Below are 15,630 nucleotides of genomic sequence, written 5' to 3'. Positions count from 1 at the left end.
GGACCCGCATTTAAAGGCTTTGGAAGCCGATAGATGCGGGCCAGCTTTGCTTCTCATGCCGCAAACGGCAGCTATCGTACGTGTGCCCGTTTATCCTCCTGGCGCCAGCGAGCTTACGGTTTGCGCAGTAACCTTGATGGAAGTGTTTTTGATGCCTTCAGATCGGCACTTGTTCGTGGGAAATTTGCCCGCAGGGGTAAGCACTACCGTGTCCAGCGGAGGCGCTTGATACGAGAGGTCTATGGCGGCCTGCGATGGGACGCCGTACAACGTGGTTCTCTGCCGGGGGACGCGCCCGATCGACATAATAAGATTGTCCATTTGTGCGGGATTCATTTCCTGGCCGTATTCGGTTCCAGCGGCATTTGAAATGCTTTCATTCATCAACGTGCCTCCAAGATCATTCGCACCCGCTTCTAAGCATGCTTTAGCTCCTTGAGCCCCCAGCTTGACCCACGAAACCTGAATGTTCGGTATGACCCTATGCAGGGCGAGCCGGCCCAGTGCATGAACCAATATCGTCTCGCGGTACGTGGGCCCCTTGCGCGCCAACCCCTTATAGTAAATAGGAGCCTCCATGTGGACAAACGGCAAGGGGACAAATTCACTTATCCCTCCAGTGCGTTGCTGAAGTTCTCGCAACAAGACCAGATGCCGGCTCCAGTGCCGTGGTCTGTCTACGTGTCCGAACATCATCGTGGATGTCGTGTGCAAGCCCACCCTGTGGGCTGTCTCGACAGTGTCTATCCATTGTTGCGTGTTGAGCTTGTCCGGGCAAATAATGGCTCTGACATCGTCATGAAGAATTTCGGCCGCGGTTCCGGGAAGCGAGCCCAGTCCCGCGTCGCGCAATTTCGTCAGAAACTGCTCCAGCGATAAACCCAGTGTGTTTGCCCCATGATTGATCTCGAGTGGAGAAAAGGCGTGAATATGCAAACCCGGCTCGGCATCTTTGATGGCATGAACCAGGTCCAGATAGGTGTCGCCGGTGTATCCGGGATGGATACCTCCCTGGAGACACACCTCGCTAGCGCCGCGTACCCTTGCTTCACGGGCTCGACGTACCACTTCGTCGATATCAAGGTCGTACGCGGGGCCGCGCAGGCCGGCCGAATGCTTGCCTTTCGAGAACGCGCAGAATGCGCATTTGTATTGGCAGACGTTCGTATAATTGATGTTTCGTGTCACAACATAGCGAACGACATCGCCGGTCGCGTCGCGCCGCGCCGTATCTGCAGCTTCGCAAATGGCGTCGAACTCCGAGCCACGCGCATGAAATAATTCTGTGAGGATCTCTTCACTCAGTTCCTGTCCATCAAGGGCTAGGGCAAGGGCGTTGCGTACTGAGGGGCTGACCAGGTTGTGCCGCGTGTTGTGTGCCGACGCGCGCCTGGTTGGAGGCTCGGCCCCTTTCAGTCCGGGGGACCAAGGCGACATGCGGGGATAGCCTTCGGAATCGCTTTCCCGCAGGACTATGGTCCTCAAGCCCGGATCGACCCATTTTTCGAGATTGCGCACATAGGAGGGATAAATAGCCATTCTTTCCTGCAGCTCTTTGCCGCCTTGGGCTGTGGACTCCCGCAACTCGGTCAATTGAGGCCACGGTGCTTCGGGATTGACATGGTCGGGAGTGACAGGCGATACGCCGCCCCAGTCATTCAAGCCCGCTTGCATCAGCTTGGGGTAAAGATGTGGGCTCAAGTTCGGCGGGGCTTGGATGTTCATTTCAGCGCCAAAAATAATCCGGGCAGCGGCAATCGTCCACATTAGATCCGCCAAATCGGGCTCTTCGCGTCCGGCGCATTTGGTTGCGGCTTTTGCGCGAAAGTTCTGAATTATGATTTCCTGTATGTGGCCGTACTCTTCGTGCAATGTGCGTAATGCTAAAAGCGATTCGATTCTCTCCGTACGCGTTTCGCCGATACCTATCAGTATTCCTGTTGTGAAAGGAATGCTCAGTTTTCCCGCGGTTCGTATGGTATCAAGCCGCAGTGCGGGATCTTTGTCCGGAGAACCGTAATGCACCTGCCCCTTCTCGCAAAGCCGCCTGGAAGCGCTTTCGAGCATGATGCCCTGCGATACCGACCAGAGGCGCAGCATAGCGAGCTCTTGCTCGGACATGACGCCAGGGTTTGCATGGGGAAGCAGTCCGGTTTCTTCGACGACCGCCTGGCACATGGCTGTTAGATATTCGATTGTCGTGCTGTAGCCCAGTTCGCTGAGCTGTTCCCTGGCGGATTGATAGCGTAGTTCCGGCTTGTCGCCGAGGGTGAAAAGCACTTCTGAACACCCCATGCGTTGCCCGGCCCGTGCGATGTCTATTACCTCTTCTTTCGATAGATAGGCCGACTCTCCAGGCTTAGGCGTAGTTGCGAAAGTGCAGTAATGGCAAACGTCCCTGCATAGCCTGGTTAGCGGAACGAATACTTTGCGTGAGTAGGTTATGATCTGCCCGTGAATTTGGTCGCGCAACTGCGCGGCTAGTGGCAATAGCTCATAGAGGTCGCGCTGTGCGAATTCATCTGGAGCCAGGGCATCGAAGTATGATTTTTTGCTATTCATCGTAGTCTCTCTCTGTTACTGGTTTGAATTAAATATTTGCTTAATGTCTACGGCTCACCGAGTCGTACCTATGGGCATCGCCCTTTATTTCCCTGATGCTTATGCCACGCACACGCTCTCTAAATCTTTTTGCACCGGCTTCGTTGCCTATGGTCCAACCCGGCGACAATCTTTGCCACTTGATTTCCCAGGCGCTACGCAGAGAAAACCAGGCCTTGTTTGATGGCGACATATTGGTCGTAGCCCAGAAGATCGTCTCAAAGGCGGAGGGCAGGATAGTTCGGCTTGCTGATGTCGCCCCTTCCGATCGTGCCTGCGAGCTTGCAGCCCAGGTGAACAAGGATCCGCGGCTGGTGCAGTTGATTCTCGATGAGTCGAACGAAGTCTTGCGGTATCGGCGCGACGTGCTGATTGTTGAACATCGGCTTGGATTCGTAATGGCAAATGCAGGGATAGACATGTCCAATGTGTTGCAAGAGGTGAATGACGACACCGCACTGCTGCTTCCAGAGAATCCGGATCGTTCTGCCCAGTTGTTGAGGGAAGAGCTTGGGCGGGCTTTTGGAGCAGCAATTGGCGTGATCATCAATGACAGCCATGGCCGGGCCTGGCGCAATGGCACTGTGGGCGTCGCGATTGGAGTGGCGGGTATTTCCGCCGTGAATGATTTGAGGGGCACATGCGATATGCATGGCCGGACTTTGGTGTCGTCCGAGGTCGGGACTGCGGACGAACTTGCGTCGGCAGGTTCTGCCTTGATGGGCCAAAGCTCCGAAGCGACGCCAGTGGTCGTTATTCGGGGAGTGTCTTGGAAATCCAATGAGGATGCCGCCGCCACGGACTTGATACGTCCTCGCGAATACGACATGTTCCGGTAGCTTCGCTTCCGATTCTTCTTTAAATCCGCCCGATTCTCAACCTGCACGAAATGTGCAGGTTTTTTTTTGCCCTGAATAGCCCAATTGAGAAATTGCATGCTATTATTTCCATATCAGCAACCGAGTTGCTATTTTAGCAACTAAATTCATATGATCAAGAAAAAAAGCACAGACATTCAGTCAACTCAGCCGACGCAGGCCATGGTCCCGACTTCACGAAAGACGGTGGATAAAGCCATGCAGATGCTGCATGCCTTCTCTAATGACGAACCCGAACTGTCGCTCACCGTATTGAGCGAGCGGCTCGGCATGCATAAAAGCATCGTGTCCCGTTTGGTCTCATGCCTGTGTGAATGGCGCATGCTTGAGCGTGATCCGATCACCAAGCGGATACGGCTCGGGATGGGTGTGCTGCAGTTGGGATGGCAGGTTGCAAACCAGAACGTTCTGTACAAGCAATCGTTGATCGTGCTTAGCAAACTTGTCGAACGCACCCAGCAGTCGGCTCACGTTTCTGTGTTGGACGATGTCGCCATGTTGGTCTTGGCGACAGTCCATAGTCCCAATGCCTTGAGGGTCCAGTTGCGTCAGGGAGATCGCCGCCCCTTGCATGCCACAGCCGCGGGAAAAATCATGCTTGCAAGCATGAGTGAGCACGATTTGGCTGCGGTGATCGAGGATTCGGGGTTGCCCCGCATGACCAGCGCGACCATAACCAAAATAGATGACTTAGCAGAGGTCTTAAGCGAGATACGGCGGTCGGGTTTTGCCTGGAACGAAGGAGAAAGCGTTATGGGCGTGGGCGGATGCGCGGCCGCGGTATTGGATGTCGCGGGCAAGACGGTGGGAGCAATCTCGTCGGTGTTTCCGCTCAATGTCGTGCCGGAATCGCAGCGAAACCAGATCCAAGAGGAAGTGTGTGCGGCCGCAAGAGAGCTCTCGACGGCCCTAGGTTGGAATTACCACAGGAGATAAAGGCGTGAAGATATATACCGAACTTAACTTGGGAAAAACTGACCCCGGCCTGAGGGAGCCGGATGAGCCGTTTGATATCACCAAAGCGTGCGAAACCGCGAAGCTGGTAGAGTCCCTGGGATTCGACGGAATGGTGTCAACCGAAACAAAAGACGATTCCTTCATCATGACAGCTCTAGCCGCTCATGGTACGAGCACACTGGAAATTGCAACATCGGTTGCCATCGCTTTTGCCCGAACCCCATATACGACTGCTATGGCGGCATGGAGGCTCCAGGCATTATCGAAAGGCCGGTTCACGCTGGGCCTTGGCCCTCAGGTGAAAGCGCACCTGGTGCGCCGTTTTGGGCTTGACTACACGCCGGCCGGCTCATGGATGAGGGATTATGTCGGAGCCGTACGCGCATTCTGGGACTGCTGGCAAAACGGCACTCGATTGAACTATGTCAGTGATCGCTACAAGCTGGATCTCATGGTCCCCTTGTTCAATCCGGGGCCGATGGAATTTACGCCGCCTCCCATTCATATTGCGGCGCTCAACACCGTCATGTGTCAGGTGGCGGGAGAGGTGGCTGATGGGTTCCGTCCCCATCCTGTTTGCACGCCACGATACATCAAGGAAGTAATGAAGCCCGCCTTCGCGCGGGGGGCCGAAAAAAGCGGCCGTAATGTCGCGGATATGGCAGTTGCCATGAAACCACTGGTTGCCGCTGCAGGCACGGAAGAAGAGCTAGAGAAGAAAATTCGCGATGTCCGCGCGCGCGTCGCCTTCTATGCGTCCACGCCGGCCTACCGCCCGGCCTTTGAAATCTGGGGCCTTGGAGACCTTGCCGATCGTCTTAGTGTGCTTTCCCGCGAGCAACGCTGGGAAGAGATGCCGGGCTATGTCGATGACGAAATGCTCAATACCTACGCTGTCGTCGGGCTGTATGACGAAATCGCCGACAAGATCGTCGATCGCTTCTCGGACACGCTGACGCATGTGGGATTCAGCATCGCAGTGAACAATGAAAAAGACGCCGAAACACTGCGGCCGATGATACGCCGCGTACAGGAAGGCACGGTTGTTACGGAGCAGGCATGAAAGGAGCACTATCGCACCTAAAGGTTCTGGATATGGCCAGGATTCTGGCCGGCCCCTGGTGCACGCAAAATCTCGCGGATATGGGCGCGGACGTCATCAAGGTGGAGCGTCCCGGCCGAGGCGACGACACACGAAGTTGGGGGCCGCCATGGATAAAGGATGTTCATGGCCAGGATACTTCCGACTCGGGATATTACGCTAGCTGCAATAGAAACAAGCGCTCTATTACCGTCGATATTTCATCGAGTGAAGGGCAGGAGATGATTCGCGAGCTCGCGGCTCAATGCGACGTTTTCATCGAAAACTATAAGCGCGGCGATTTGAAAAGATACGGCCTTGATTATGAATCCATAAAGAAGGTGAACCCGCGCATCGTTTATTGCTCCATAACCGGTTATGGGCAGGAAGGTCCATACGCCGATAAACCCGGCTACGACTTCGTATTTCAAGGGCTGGGCGGCATTATGAGCCTGACAGGCGAGCGAGACGACCTGCCTGGCGGAGGGCCACAGAAAGTCGGCATTGCCCTGTCCGACATCATGACTGGGATGTACGCGACGATCGCGATTCTGTCCGCGTTGGAGTATCGCAATGTAAGCGGAGCGGGCCAGTACATAGATATGGCTCTTCTTGATTGCACAGTGGCCATGGGTAGCAACCAGGCGACGGCTTTCCTGTTGAACGGCCAGATTCCGAAGCGATTCGGGAATGCGCACGCGGCAGTGGTTCCCTATCAGGCCTTTGAGGTCGCTGATGGCCACATTATCGTGACAGTTGGAAATGACGGCCAGTGGCAGCGCTACTGCAAAGTGATGGGCCGTCCCGACTTGGCGGGCGATGAACGGTTCTCCACAACGAGTAACCGCATCATCAACCGCGACGCGTTGGTTCCGGAGATTGCGCGAACCATGCTGGAGCGTTCACGTTCCGATTGGCTTGAAACCCTGGAGGCCGCCGGAGTCCCCTGCGGGCCGATAAACAACTACAAAGATGTTTTCGAGGATCCGCAGGTCCGTTATCGAGAACTGCGTGTGGATGTGCCGCGCAGCGATGAAGGGGTCGTTCCGGTCCTGGCAAGCCCGTTGCGGCTGATGGGTACTCCCGCAAGCTATAGGCTCGCTCCTCCTGCTCTGGGAGAACACACTGAACAGATACTGACTTCCTATCTTGGGAAGTCTAAGGATCAAATCGAGCAGTTGCGTACTCGGGGGGTCATCTAGTGCCTGAAATTCTGGATATTCAACAACTGGCCGAAGCCGGGAAGCTGACAATAGCGATTATTGGCGGCACCGGCGATCTAGGTTCGGGCCTTGCGAAGGCGTGGTCGCGGAGCGGACATCGCATCGTTATCGGCTCTCGTTCACCCGAGCGTGCGGCCGAGCTGGTACAAGGCTTGGGTAATGCCCAAGCTCTTTCCTATGCTCAAGCCGCGGCGCAAGGGGATGTCATTGTGCTCGCAGTGCCATTTGGCAGCCACGAACAAGCATTGGACGAAATTCGAGAGGGCGCCGAAGGAAAGATTGTCATAGATGCCGTAGTGCCCCTCGTGCCTCCACGTGTGGCGACTGTGCAATTACCTGCTGAAGGATCAGCAGCTCAAATCGCGCAACGTATTTTGGGGCCGGAAAGCAGAGTGGCATCCGCATTTCATAATGTCGGCGCCTCCAAGCTTCATTTGGGAGAGCGGGTCGACTGCGACGTTCTGGTTTTCAGCGACGACAAGGAAGCTCGCGATGTGGTGATCAAGTTGGCGAGCCAGGTGGCCAGCCGTGGCGTGGATGGCGGCCCATTGGCGAACTCGGCAGCGGCGGAAGCGCTGACCTCTGTCTTGATAGGCCTGAATCGGCGCTACAAGGTATCCGCGGCTGGGATACATATCACAGGCCTGGATGGTGACAGTACCGATCGGCGCGACTTGAAAAAATGATACCGGCCGAATCCTTGTTCCGCCCTGCAGGGCGCGTCGTCGCTTTGTGCGGCGGTGTTGGCGGCGCCAAGCTCGCGCGTGGCCTTGCGGACCTGCTGGGGGGCCGGCTTCAAATTATCGTCAATACAGGCGATGACTTTGAGCATCTGGGTTTGTCCATTTCTCCAGATATCGATAGCGTGTTGTATGCATTGGCGGGCCTCAATGATAAGGAGAAGGGGTGGGGACGGGCAGGAGAAAGCTGGTCTTTCATGCAAGAGCTGGAGCGATTTGGCGAGGAAACTTGGTTTCAATTGGGGGATCGAGATTTGGCGGTGCATGTCGCTCGGACTCGCGCTCTGCAAAGCGGGCAGACGTTAAGTGAGGTTACATCTGGCTTCGCCGAAAGACTTGGGATAGAGGCCTCTGTCATCCCCATGTCCGATGACAAAGTGCGGACTATCGTGCATGTCGATACGTCAGAACTGCCCTTCCAGCACTACTTTGTGAAACATCAGTGCCAACCCAAAGTATGCGAACTGGAATTTAGAGGTGCTGCCGAGGCAAGGGTAAGTCCTCAAGCATTGTCCGCGCTACACGCCAGCGACCTGGCTGCGATTATGGTGTGCCCATCCAATCCCTATCTGAGTATCGGGCCTATGCTCGCAATACCTGGGATTCGCCACGCTCTCGAGAAGACGAGCGTTCCGATTCTCGCCGTATCGCCGCTTGTTGGAGGAAGGGCTGTAAAAGGCCCCCTCTCCAAGCTTATGGAAGAGCTGAGCGTGCGGCAAGGGAATGAGGGGATTGTTCAGTACTACGGCGACTTACTGGACGGCCTAATAATCGACGAAACAGACAGTTGCATGCGTGATCAACTGGGCCTGCCCGTAATGGTCGCACAAACCTTGATGTCGAACGAGGTGGATCGTCGGACATTGGCTGCCGCCGCCATTGATTTTGCGAAGTATCTTGGGAGTGAGGCCTGATGATTGCGGCCGACCTTCCGATTCCACGGGTCTGGGCCATCGTCCCTGTAAAAAGACTGAGTCTAGCCAAACAGCGGCTGGCTCCGGTTCTTACCGATGGCCTTCGCGCAGCGCTTGCTTTGGCCATGCTAGCGGATCTATTTGAACTCCTTAAGGAGCTTCCATTTTTGGCTGGAATTGCCGTTGTCAGCAACGATGCACGAGTCAGAGCCATGGCTCCGGCAGGAGCATTGCTGCTCAACGACCCTACCGAGTCCGGCACGAATAGCGCCGTACAGCACGGCTTGCGGATGGTGGAGCCTCTGCACTCGGATGCATTGATGATCCTGCCAAGCGATATTCCTTTCGCACAAGCAAGCGAACTGTTGAAAGTCGCACAGGCGCTCGAAAATGAATCACTCATTATTGTTCCCGACCGTAGGGGGGTTGGAACAAATTTATTAGCGGGCTACCGCTTCGATGCAATGGATACAAGCTTTGGTGTCGATAGTTTCAAACGCCACGTGTCCAATGCAATGGCAATAGGCATGACGCCGCGGGTTCTTGAGTTCCCGGGGATAGGTTGGGACGTAGACCTGCCGGAAGACCTGCATGTCGATGAAGTCCTGAGCTGCTATTCGAGTGGACGCCATACCCGCGCATTCTTGAGTCGAATAGCCGTGAGTGCATAAAGCCCGCTTTTGGAACCCGCGACGCATCTCGTCTGGGTATGTGCTTAGGCAATTTACTTGCCGTGCTTTTTATAAATCATGGAGAAGACAAAAATGAAAAAATATTGGATAAACCTTGTGCTGGCTCTTATCATACCGGGCGCGGCTGTAGCCGCAGAGGCCACATTTCCCCCGCAACAGATCAGGGTGATAGTGCCGTTCACGCCAGGCGGTCCAACTGATCTCATCGGGCGTCTTGTTGCGAAAGGCTTGCAGGAAAAGCTTAAAGTTCCTGTCGTTGTCGAGAATCGCGGAGGCGCCAGTGCAATTATCGGAGCGGAGGCCGTTGCGAGGTCGACCCCGGATGGCTCCACGCTTTTGTTCAATGCCACGCATCATGTCACCAATCCGGTTTTCTTCAAGTCGCTGCCGTATGACACGAAAGCCGATTTTTCTCCCATTGCACTGGTTGCCGGCATGGCCAGCGCACTTGTCGTTAATCCCCAGAAAGTCCCGGCACGCTCTGTAAGCGAGCTGATCAGCCTGGCCAAAGAGAAGCCTGATCAGTTATCAATGGCAACCTTTGGGGGCGCAAACCAGTTGTCCAGCGCCTTGTTCGAGTTTATGGCGGGTGTCGAGATTGAAGATATCAACTATAAGGGCGCGGCTCCGGCCCTGAATGATGTCATCGCGGGACACGTACCCATGATGTTCAACTCCCTGGTAACTGTCGCGCCCCATGTCCAGGCAGGCAAGATTCTGGCTTTGGGCGTCACCGATTCCAAGCGGTCCAGCTTGATGCCAGAGGTGCCGACAATTGCCGAAGCGGGACCTTTGCCCGGTTATGAGGCTGTGGCTTGGTTTGGACTTTTCATGCCTCGGGATAAAGACAACGAGGTGTCCGAGAAGCTTGCCGCCGTCATGAAGGAAGTGCTTGCCGGTTCGGAATTTCGCGAGCAGTTGAAAAAAATGGGTGCGGAGCCTGGAACCATAGTCGGGGAGGATTTCCAGAAGTTCGTCGATGCGGAGCTGGTTAAGTGGGCTCAGGTTGGCGCGCGGGCTGGCATAAAAAAGCAATAAATTTTTTGTTATCGAAGGTGCTTAGTGATCATGAAGAGCGAGCTTAACTTCTGCAGCGTGAATTGCGTTGAACACGTTTTGATTATTACGATCAATAGGCCGGAAGTGCGTAATGCTCTTCATCCGCCCGCATCTATTGAATTGAATCAGATTTTCGATAATTTCTTTGCTGATCCAATGTTGCGCGTGGCGGTATTGACAGGTGCCGGAACCGCCTTTTGCGCCGGAAATGATCTGAAGCATCAGGCCGGCACAAAAGCACAGGCCTTGCCGGCTGGCGGTTTTGGAGGAATCACGGCAAGGTGGCAGCGAACTAAACCCGTTATTGCCGCAGTCAACGGCCTTGCCTTTGGTGGCGGATTCGAGATTGCGCTCTCATGCGATCTGATTGTTGCGGCTGACAGTGCAGCCTTTGCCCTGCCGGAGGCGAGGGTGGGCGTTGTTGCCACGGCCGGAGGCTTATTGAGGTTGCCGCGTCAGTTGCCGATGAAAGTGGCGATGGCCCTTATCGTCGCCGGACAACGCCTGTCGGCTCAGCGCGCGTATGAATTTGGGTTGGTGAACGAGGTGGTCCCGCAAGAAGAAGTGCTGAACACCTCATTGGAGTGGGCCAAGGAAATAGCACAGGCTTCGCCAGCGGCTGTGCGTGCCGCTATGCAAGTTGTCGATCAAGGGCTATCCGAGCCGGCCATTGAACAGCTATATGTGCGGCAGAAGTCGCTATCGGCGGTGAAAGAGCTCTATGCAAGCCCGGATTTTACCGAGGGGCCGCGCGCTTTCTCGGAAAAGCGCCGTCCCGTCTGGCGGACTTAGCTTATACCTTTAGCCTCACGTTCATCGAAGGCGCGAAGCTCGCCAGCGAAGCCGGGGGGGGCGGTTTGATCTCGGGGCCATCCGAGTTTTTATGGAAAGAGATGCGATATGGAGCAAACAATAGAAGGACCGCAGGCCCATTATTTCAAGGGGTTGGCCAGTGGGGTTTTTGAGATACAGCATTGCCGGGATTGCGGTATGAACCAGTTCTTTCCGCGAGTATTGTGCCATCACTGCGGAGGCACTTCGCTTGAATGGATGCTTCCGTCCGGGGCCGGTGTCATCTATTCCTACAGCATCGTGCGTCGCAAGCTTGAGTCAGGTGGCGATTACAACGTGGTTTTGGTCGATTTGGAAGAGGGTGTGCGTGTGATGAGCAGTGTACAGGGCATTGAGCAGAATCGAATCTTCATCGGTATGCCGGTTCGCGCTTATGTAGAGGTGAATGAAGGCACTGGCACGCTCTATTTCAAAATGGAGGAATCGGCATGAGTGATGGCATTAAAGGCGAGGTTGCCATTGCCGGAATAGGGACGGCGGGTTTAGGCGAGGCCGACGGCTACACTGAAATGGAAATTCTGGCCCAAGCGGCTACTCGAGCGGTCGCCGATGCTGGACTTTCCATGGCCGATATCGACGGCATTGCGACGTGCAGCTCCTCGGCGACCATGTGGGCCATGCCCGTGGTGGAGTATTTGGGCATACGCCCATCATTCATAGAAAGCACCATGCTGGGCGGCTCGAGCTTTTTGGCGCATCTGCTGCCCGCCATTCTGGCTCTAAAAAGTGGGCAATGCAATGCGGTCCTGGTTTGCTATGGGAGCACTCAGCGTAGTGCGCAGTTTGGACGGAAGGATGGGGTGCGTGCCCGTGCAATGCTCGACCCGCAGCCGTATGAGCAGCCTTACCAGCCGCTGTCGCCAATCACTTCCTATGCCTTGGCCGCACAGCGCCACATGCATGCATATGGCACGACGCGCAGGCATTTGGCGGAGGTGGCCGTGGCAGCCAGACGCTGGGCGCAACTGAATCCCGAAGCTGCCAAGCGCGACCCTTTGTCCATTGACGAGGTTCTTGGCTCTCGCATGATTTCGGATCCCCTGTCGCTGCTGGATTGCTGTCTTGTGACGGACGGTGCGGGCGCTTATGTATTGCTGCGTTCCGACCGGGCCACTGAGTTACCGCAAAAAGCCGTTTATCTGCATGGGGCTGCTACCGCGGTTTGGAATCGCCAAATATCGTCAATGCATGACTTGACGGTGACCGCGGCAGCGGAGTCGGGGCCAAGGGCGATGAAGATGGCAGGTGTTACCCATAAAGATATCGATGTTCTTGAGCTGTATGACGCCTTCACGATCAATACCTTGCTGTTTTTGGAGGACTTGGGGTTTTGCAAGAAGGGCGAGGCTCCGGACTTTGTAGAGCATGGCGGAATTGCGCCGGGGGGGCACCTGGCGGTCAATACCAACGGAGGTGGGCTTTCCTGCATACATCCCGGAATGTACGGCATCTTCCTGTTGATAGAGGCGGTCAGGCAACTACGCGGCGTCTGCGGCGAACGGCAAGTGCCGGAGGCCCGGATTGCGATGGTTCATGGCAATGGCGGTACGCTGTCCAGTCAGTCGACGGCAATTCTTTCGAACGAGCGATACTGGTGAACTTGACGTCGCCATAAACACTGAGCCCGGAACAAGTCCTATTCCGGGCTCAGTGTTTATGGCGTGCTCAACTCTATTATCAGATTAGGATCGAATAGCTTGTTTTCGCCGATTCCATCGATGACGTAGCCGCGGGGGTTGCAGACTACACGTGTGCCGTTTACCTGATAGTCGAAGCTGTCATGCGTGTGTCCGTGTATCCATAGCGTGGCGCGGTCCTCGCCCATCAGATATTCGCTGTCGGATACGAAACAGGTATTGATTTGCGAGGTTTTGAATCGTGCATGTATGCTTTTCGGAGAGGGGGCGTGATGGGTGATAACGACGGTAAGGCCATCGAACGGCTTATCAAGGCGTTGCTCCAGCCAGGCCCGATTGCGATTGAACATCGCTTCGAGCTCATCGGGACTCAATGTGGTTCCCGGAGTCAAGTCCGACTTGATGCGGCTGAAATCATAGGTAAATTTGAGGGCTTGAGCGATGGCTTGTTCACGGGGGGCGCCCGGCCCCTCAAGATTGAAGTCAGTCCATAATGTGCTGCCAAGAAAACGGATGCCATTGAGCACGATTTCTTCATTATCAAGAATCCGGATCTGAGTTCCCTCGGCGTGGCGCTTTAGCTGCGCGACAGTTTCCTTAATGCTGCTGCCGTAGAACTCGTGGTTTCCCGGCACATACAGCACAGGTTTGTCTATACGGCTAGCCCAGGTGATGGCTTGCATTGGCCTGCTGATGTCCCCGGCCAGCACAACGATGTCGGCATCGGCGTCGGGCAGCGGCAAGCCCGCTTGGCCAAGATGCAGATCGGAAAGTATGTTGAGTCGAACGTTACGTGATTCAGGCATTATTGTTGATTTGACAGCATTTTTAAAACCCGCCATAATCTCGTTCTTCGGTTGGGTCGTTAGCTCAGTTGGTAGAGCACCGGACTTTTAATCCGTTGGTCGCGCGTTCGAGCCGCGCACGACCCACCAACCCGCTTGTCAAAACACCAGCCATAGGCTGGTTTTTTTGTGGCCGCTACTTATGGCCGCTATTGGCGGCCGCTATTGGCCGCCATTTTTTAGCCGCATGATCGGGAAGCCATGCATTCGGCTTTACTATACCGCTTTTAAGGCCAGGTTTGAAGGGCCGCCCTTGTCCAGGGCAGAGCGACGACACTACATTTGAACGCCGCGATTTGAATACCGCGACAAGCAGGCGGACACGCGCGCTTCGTACATGATTTTTTGTGCATTCTATATAGCTTTAAATTATTATAGTTTGCAAATATACCCTATGTGGTTATGTTAAATTGTGTCGCCATCCTCCGGGTTGGCGTACCGACTCTTTCAGCCCATGCCCATATTTTGATCCGCCTAGAAAACATCCGCAAAACCTACGAATCACCTGGCCGCATCTCGCATGCCTTGGCCGGCGTGGATCTGCATATCCGGCAGGGCGAGATCTTTGGCATCATCGGCCGTTCGGGCGCTGGAAAGAGCACGCTGATCCGCATGCTGAATCTATTGGAGCGGCCCACGCAAGGGAAGGTCTGCGTGCGGGATCAGGACATCACTCAATTCACCGAGGCGCAGTTGCGGCAATACCGGCATCAAGTCGGTATGGTGTTCCAGCATTTCAATTTGCTGCGCTCGCGCACAGTCCTGGACAATGTGTGCTTTCCGCTCAAGCTGGCCGGCATGGCTCGAGCCGAGCGCCTGCGGCGCGCTCACGAGGTACTTGCCCTGGTCGGCTTGACGGAACACGCCGCCAAGTATCCCCGTCAACTGTCGGGTGGGCAGCAGCAGCGCGTGGGCATTGCCCGGGCGTTGGCCAATCGGCCCGAGATACTGCTGTGCGATGAGGCCACATCTGCCCTGGACCCGGAAACGACGCAGTCCATACTGCGCCTGCTGCTGGATATCAACAAGCGGCTGGGCCTGACCATTGTGCTGATTACGCACGGCATGGATGTCATACGCACGGTATGCGACAGGGTGGCCGTCATCGATGCCGGCATGATTGTGGAGTCCGGCGAGGTGCTGGATGTATTCCTGCATCCGCGTCATCCGGTCACGCAATCGCTGTTGTCGGAAAGCGGAATAGATGCCGAAGGCTGGCGCGACATGGCCCAGGGCATAGGCGGAACCCTGATACGGTTGAGTTTCCGGGGCGAGGCGACGGTGCAGCCCATGCTGAGCCGGGCCAGCCGCGAACTTGGATTGGACCTTAGCATCCTGCAGGGATCGGTCAGCCGCATCAAGGACACGCCCTATGGACAACTGGTCATTGCGGTGCAGGGCGATCCGCAAGGGCAGGAAAAGCTGAATGGGCTGTTTGCCCAGGAAGGCGTCGAATACGAGGTGTTGCGGCCATGATATTTGCCAATATGGATTGGGCCCTTATCGGCGAGGCCACTATCGACACCTTGTTGATGACGGGCTTCTCATTGGTATTCACCATCATCATCGGCCTGCCCCTGGGCGTTTTGCTGTTCCTGACCAGCAAACAGCAAATGCTCGAGAACGGCCCCATCTATCATGTGCTTTCATTCGTGGTGAATGTGCTGCGGTCGGTGCCTTTCCTGATCCTGCTGATCGTCATGATTCCCTTCACGCGGGTGTTGGCCGGCACTTCGCTGGGGGTGGAAGGGGCTGTGCCCCCCCTGGTCGCCAGCGCCGCGCCGTTTTTTGCCCGTTTGGTCGAGAACGTTTTGCGCGAGCTCGATCCGGGCGTGTCGGAGGCCTGCCGCGCGATGGGCGCCAATTCGCGCCAGACCGTCCTGATGGCCTTGGTTCCCGAAGCCACCACCGGCATCGTGGCGGCCATCATCGTGACGGCGATTGCCCTGGTGGGCTACTCGGCCATGTCCGGAGTGATCGGCGGCGGCGGCCTGGGCGATCTGGCCTTGCGTTTCGGATACCAGCGTTACCAGACAGACGTCATGGTCGTGACGGTTGTCATTCTTGTCGTAATGGTGCAGCTTTTGCAGGTTTTCGGCGACAGGCTTGTCGCCAGGCTGAACCGGAAATAATGTTATCAAGGAGTCTGTT

The 15,630-nt window shown here is 55.7% G+C and carries 15 protein-coding genes and 1 tRNA gene; 14 read left to right on the top strand and 2 right to left on the bottom strand.

The window, feature by feature from the left end; all coding sequences use genetic code 11:
• Positions 1 to 90: 90 nt before the first annotated feature.
• A complete protein-coding gene (cofH, locus tag V0R37_RS16595; protein ID WP_420375565.1) occupies positions 91 to 2,562 on the bottom strand; it encodes a 5-amino-6-(D-ribitylamino)uracil--L-tyrosine 4-hydroxyphenyl transferase CofH in 2,472 nt (823 codons plus the stop codon).
• Positions 2,563 to 2,657: 95 nt separating this feature from the next.
• On the opposite strand from cofH, the gene cofE reads away from it, so the two are divergent.
• The 11 genes from cofE (at position 2,658) to V0R37_RS16540 (ending at position 12,595) form a co-directional block, all read left to right on the top strand.
• Positions 2,658 to 3,440, top strand: coding sequence for a coenzyme F420-0:L-glutamate ligase (cofE, locus tag V0R37_RS16590; protein ID WP_420375564.1), 783 nt, complete (start codon positions 2,658 to 2,660; stop codon positions 3,438 to 3,440).
• A 150-nt stretch (positions 3,441 to 3,590) separates the two neighbouring features.
• Positions 3,591 to 4,415, top strand: coding sequence for an IclR family transcriptional regulator (locus V0R37_RS16585; RefSeq protein WP_420375563.1), 825 nt, complete (start codon positions 3,591 to 3,593; stop codon positions 4,413 to 4,415).
• 4 nt (positions 4,416 to 4,419) lie between these two features.
• Complete coding sequence (locus V0R37_RS16580; protein WP_420375562.1) at positions 4,420 to 5,499, top strand: TIGR03617 family F420-dependent LLM class oxidoreductase; 1,080 nt, start codon at positions 4,420 to 4,422, stop codon at positions 5,497 to 5,499.
• Positions 5,496 to 6,719: a CaiB/BaiF CoA transferase family protein gene (locus V0R37_RS16575; RefSeq protein ID WP_420375561.1), complete on the top strand. Its 1,224-nt coding sequence runs from the start codon at positions 5,496 to 5,498 to the stop codon at positions 6,717 to 6,719. The genes V0R37_RS16580 and V0R37_RS16575 overlap by 4 nt, the downstream gene beginning before the upstream one ends.
• Positions 6,719 to 7,426, top strand: a complete 708-nt coding sequence (npdG, locus tag V0R37_RS16570; protein WP_420375560.1) for an NADPH-dependent F420 reductase — start codon at positions 6,719 to 6,721, stop codon at positions 7,424 to 7,426. Before V0R37_RS16575 ends, npdG begins: the two co-directional genes overlap by 1 nt.
• Positions 7,423 to 8,394, top strand: coding sequence for a 2-phospho-L-lactate transferase (gene cofD, locus V0R37_RS16565; RefSeq protein WP_420375559.1), 972 nt, complete (start codon positions 7,423 to 7,425; stop codon positions 8,392 to 8,394). The genes npdG and cofD overlap by 4 nt, the downstream gene beginning before the upstream one ends.
• Positions 8,394 to 9,065 (top strand): 2-phospho-L-lactate guanylyltransferase, encoded by a 672-nt coding sequence (gene cofC / locus V0R37_RS16560; RefSeq protein WP_420375558.1) that lies wholly within the window; start codon positions 8,394 to 8,396, stop codon positions 9,063 to 9,065. The genes cofD and cofC overlap by 1 nt, the downstream gene beginning before the upstream one ends.
• 93 nt (positions 9,066 to 9,158) lie before the next feature.
• On the top strand, positions 9,159 to 10,124 hold the full coding sequence (locus V0R37_RS16555) for a Bug family tripartite tricarboxylate transporter substrate binding protein (RefSeq protein WP_420375557.1): 966 nt from the start codon (positions 9,159 to 9,161) through the stop codon (positions 10,122 to 10,124).
• Positions 10,125 to 10,154: 30 nt separating this feature from the next.
• Positions 10,155 to 10,937 carry an enoyl-CoA hydratase-related protein gene (locus V0R37_RS16550; protein ID WP_420375556.1) on the top strand — a complete coding sequence of 261 codons (783 nt, stop codon included), beginning with the start codon at positions 10,155 to 10,157 and terminating at the stop codon, positions 10,935 to 10,937.
• 108 nt (positions 10,938 to 11,045) lie between these two features.
• A complete protein-coding gene (locus V0R37_RS16545) occupies positions 11,046 to 11,429 on the top strand; it encodes a Zn-ribbon domain-containing OB-fold protein (RefSeq protein ID WP_420375555.1) in 384 nt (127 codons plus the stop codon).
• Positions 11,426 to 12,595 carry a thiolase gene (locus tag V0R37_RS16540; protein ID WP_420375554.1) on the top strand — a complete coding sequence of 390 codons (1,170 nt, stop codon included), beginning with the start codon at positions 11,426 to 11,428 and terminating at the stop codon, positions 12,593 to 12,595. The genes V0R37_RS16545 and V0R37_RS16540 overlap by 4 nt, the downstream gene beginning before the upstream one ends.
• 56 nt (positions 12,596 to 12,651) lie before the next feature.
• Here V0R37_RS16540 and V0R37_RS16535 read toward each other — a convergent pair whose 3' ends face one another.
• On the bottom strand, positions 12,652 to 13,476 hold the full coding sequence (locus V0R37_RS16535) for a metallophosphoesterase (protein ID WP_420375553.1): 825 nt from the start codon (positions 13,474 to 13,476) through the stop codon (positions 12,652 to 12,654).
• A 17-nt stretch (positions 13,477 to 13,493) separates the two neighbouring features.
• Between V0R37_RS16535 and V0R37_RS16530 the strand changes: the two genes are divergently transcribed.
• The 3 genes from V0R37_RS16530 (at position 13,494) to V0R37_RS16520 (ending at position 15,611) form a co-directional block, all read left to right on the top strand.
• Positions 13,494 to 13,569, top strand: a tRNA-Lys gene (locus V0R37_RS16530).
• A 375-nt stretch (positions 13,570 to 13,944) separates the two neighbouring features.
• Positions 13,945 to 14,955 (top strand): methionine ABC transporter ATP-binding protein, encoded by a 1,011-nt coding sequence (locus V0R37_RS16525; protein ID WP_420375552.1) that lies wholly within the window; start codon positions 13,945 to 13,947, stop codon positions 14,953 to 14,955.
• Entirely contained in the window at positions 14,952 to 15,611 is a 660-nt protein-coding gene (locus V0R37_RS16520) for a methionine ABC transporter permease (RefSeq protein WP_420375551.1), read from the top strand. Before V0R37_RS16525 ends, V0R37_RS16520 begins: the two co-directional genes overlap by 4 nt.
• The last annotated feature ends 19 nt before the right edge of the window (positions 15,612 to 15,630 follow it).

This window comes from Pollutimonas rozaliensis, assembly GCF_048751585.1.
Classification (GTDB): domain Bacteria; phylum Pseudomonadota; class Gammaproteobacteria; order Burkholderiales; family Burkholderiaceae_B.
The sequence above is the reverse complement of the archived record's forward strand: the minus strand, read 5'-3'. Positions and strand labels throughout refer to the sequence as shown.

Bases quoted from the DNA above. Each gene is read 5' to 3' on its own strand.
- cofH (WP_420375565.1), bottom strand. From the start codon at position 2,562: ATGAATAGCAAAAAATCATACTTCGATGCCCTGGCTCCAGATGAATTC.
- cofE (WP_420375564.1), top strand. From the start codon at position 2,658: ATGCTTATGCCACGCACACGCTCTCTAAATCTTTTTGCACCGGCTTCG.
- V0R37_RS16585 (WP_420375563.1), top strand. From the start codon at position 3,591: ATGATCAAGAAAAAAAGCACAGACATTCAGTCAACTCAGCCGACGCAG.
- V0R37_RS16575 (WP_420375561.1), top strand. From the start codon at position 5,496: ATGAAAGGAGCACTATCGCACCTAAAGGTTCTGGATATGGCCAGGATT.
- cofD (WP_420375559.1), top strand. From the start codon at position 7,423: ATGATACCGGCCGAATCCTTGTTCCGCCCTGCAGGGCGCGTCGTCGCT.
- cofC (WP_420375558.1), top strand. From the start codon at position 8,394: ATGATTGCGGCCGACCTTCCGATTCCACGGGTCTGGGCCATCGTCCCT.
- V0R37_RS16555 (WP_420375557.1), top strand. From the start codon at position 9,159: ATGAAAAAATATTGGATAAACCTTGTGCTGGCTCTTATCATACCGGGC.
- V0R37_RS16550 (WP_420375556.1), top strand. From the start codon at position 10,155: ATGAAGAGCGAGCTTAACTTCTGCAGCGTGAATTGCGTTGAACACGTT.
- V0R37_RS16545 (WP_420375555.1), top strand. From the start codon at position 11,046: ATGGAGCAAACAATAGAAGGACCGCAGGCCCATTATTTCAAGGGGTTG.
- V0R37_RS16540 (WP_420375554.1), top strand. From the start codon at position 11,426: ATGAGTGATGGCATTAAAGGCGAGGTTGCCATTGCCGGAATAGGGACG.
- V0R37_RS16535 (WP_420375553.1), bottom strand. From the start codon at position 13,476: ATGGCGGGTTTTAAAAATGCTGTCAAATCAACAATAATGCCTGAATCA.
- V0R37_RS16520 (WP_420375551.1), top strand. From the start codon at position 14,952: ATGATATTTGCCAATATGGATTGGGCCCTTATCGGCGAGGCCACTATC.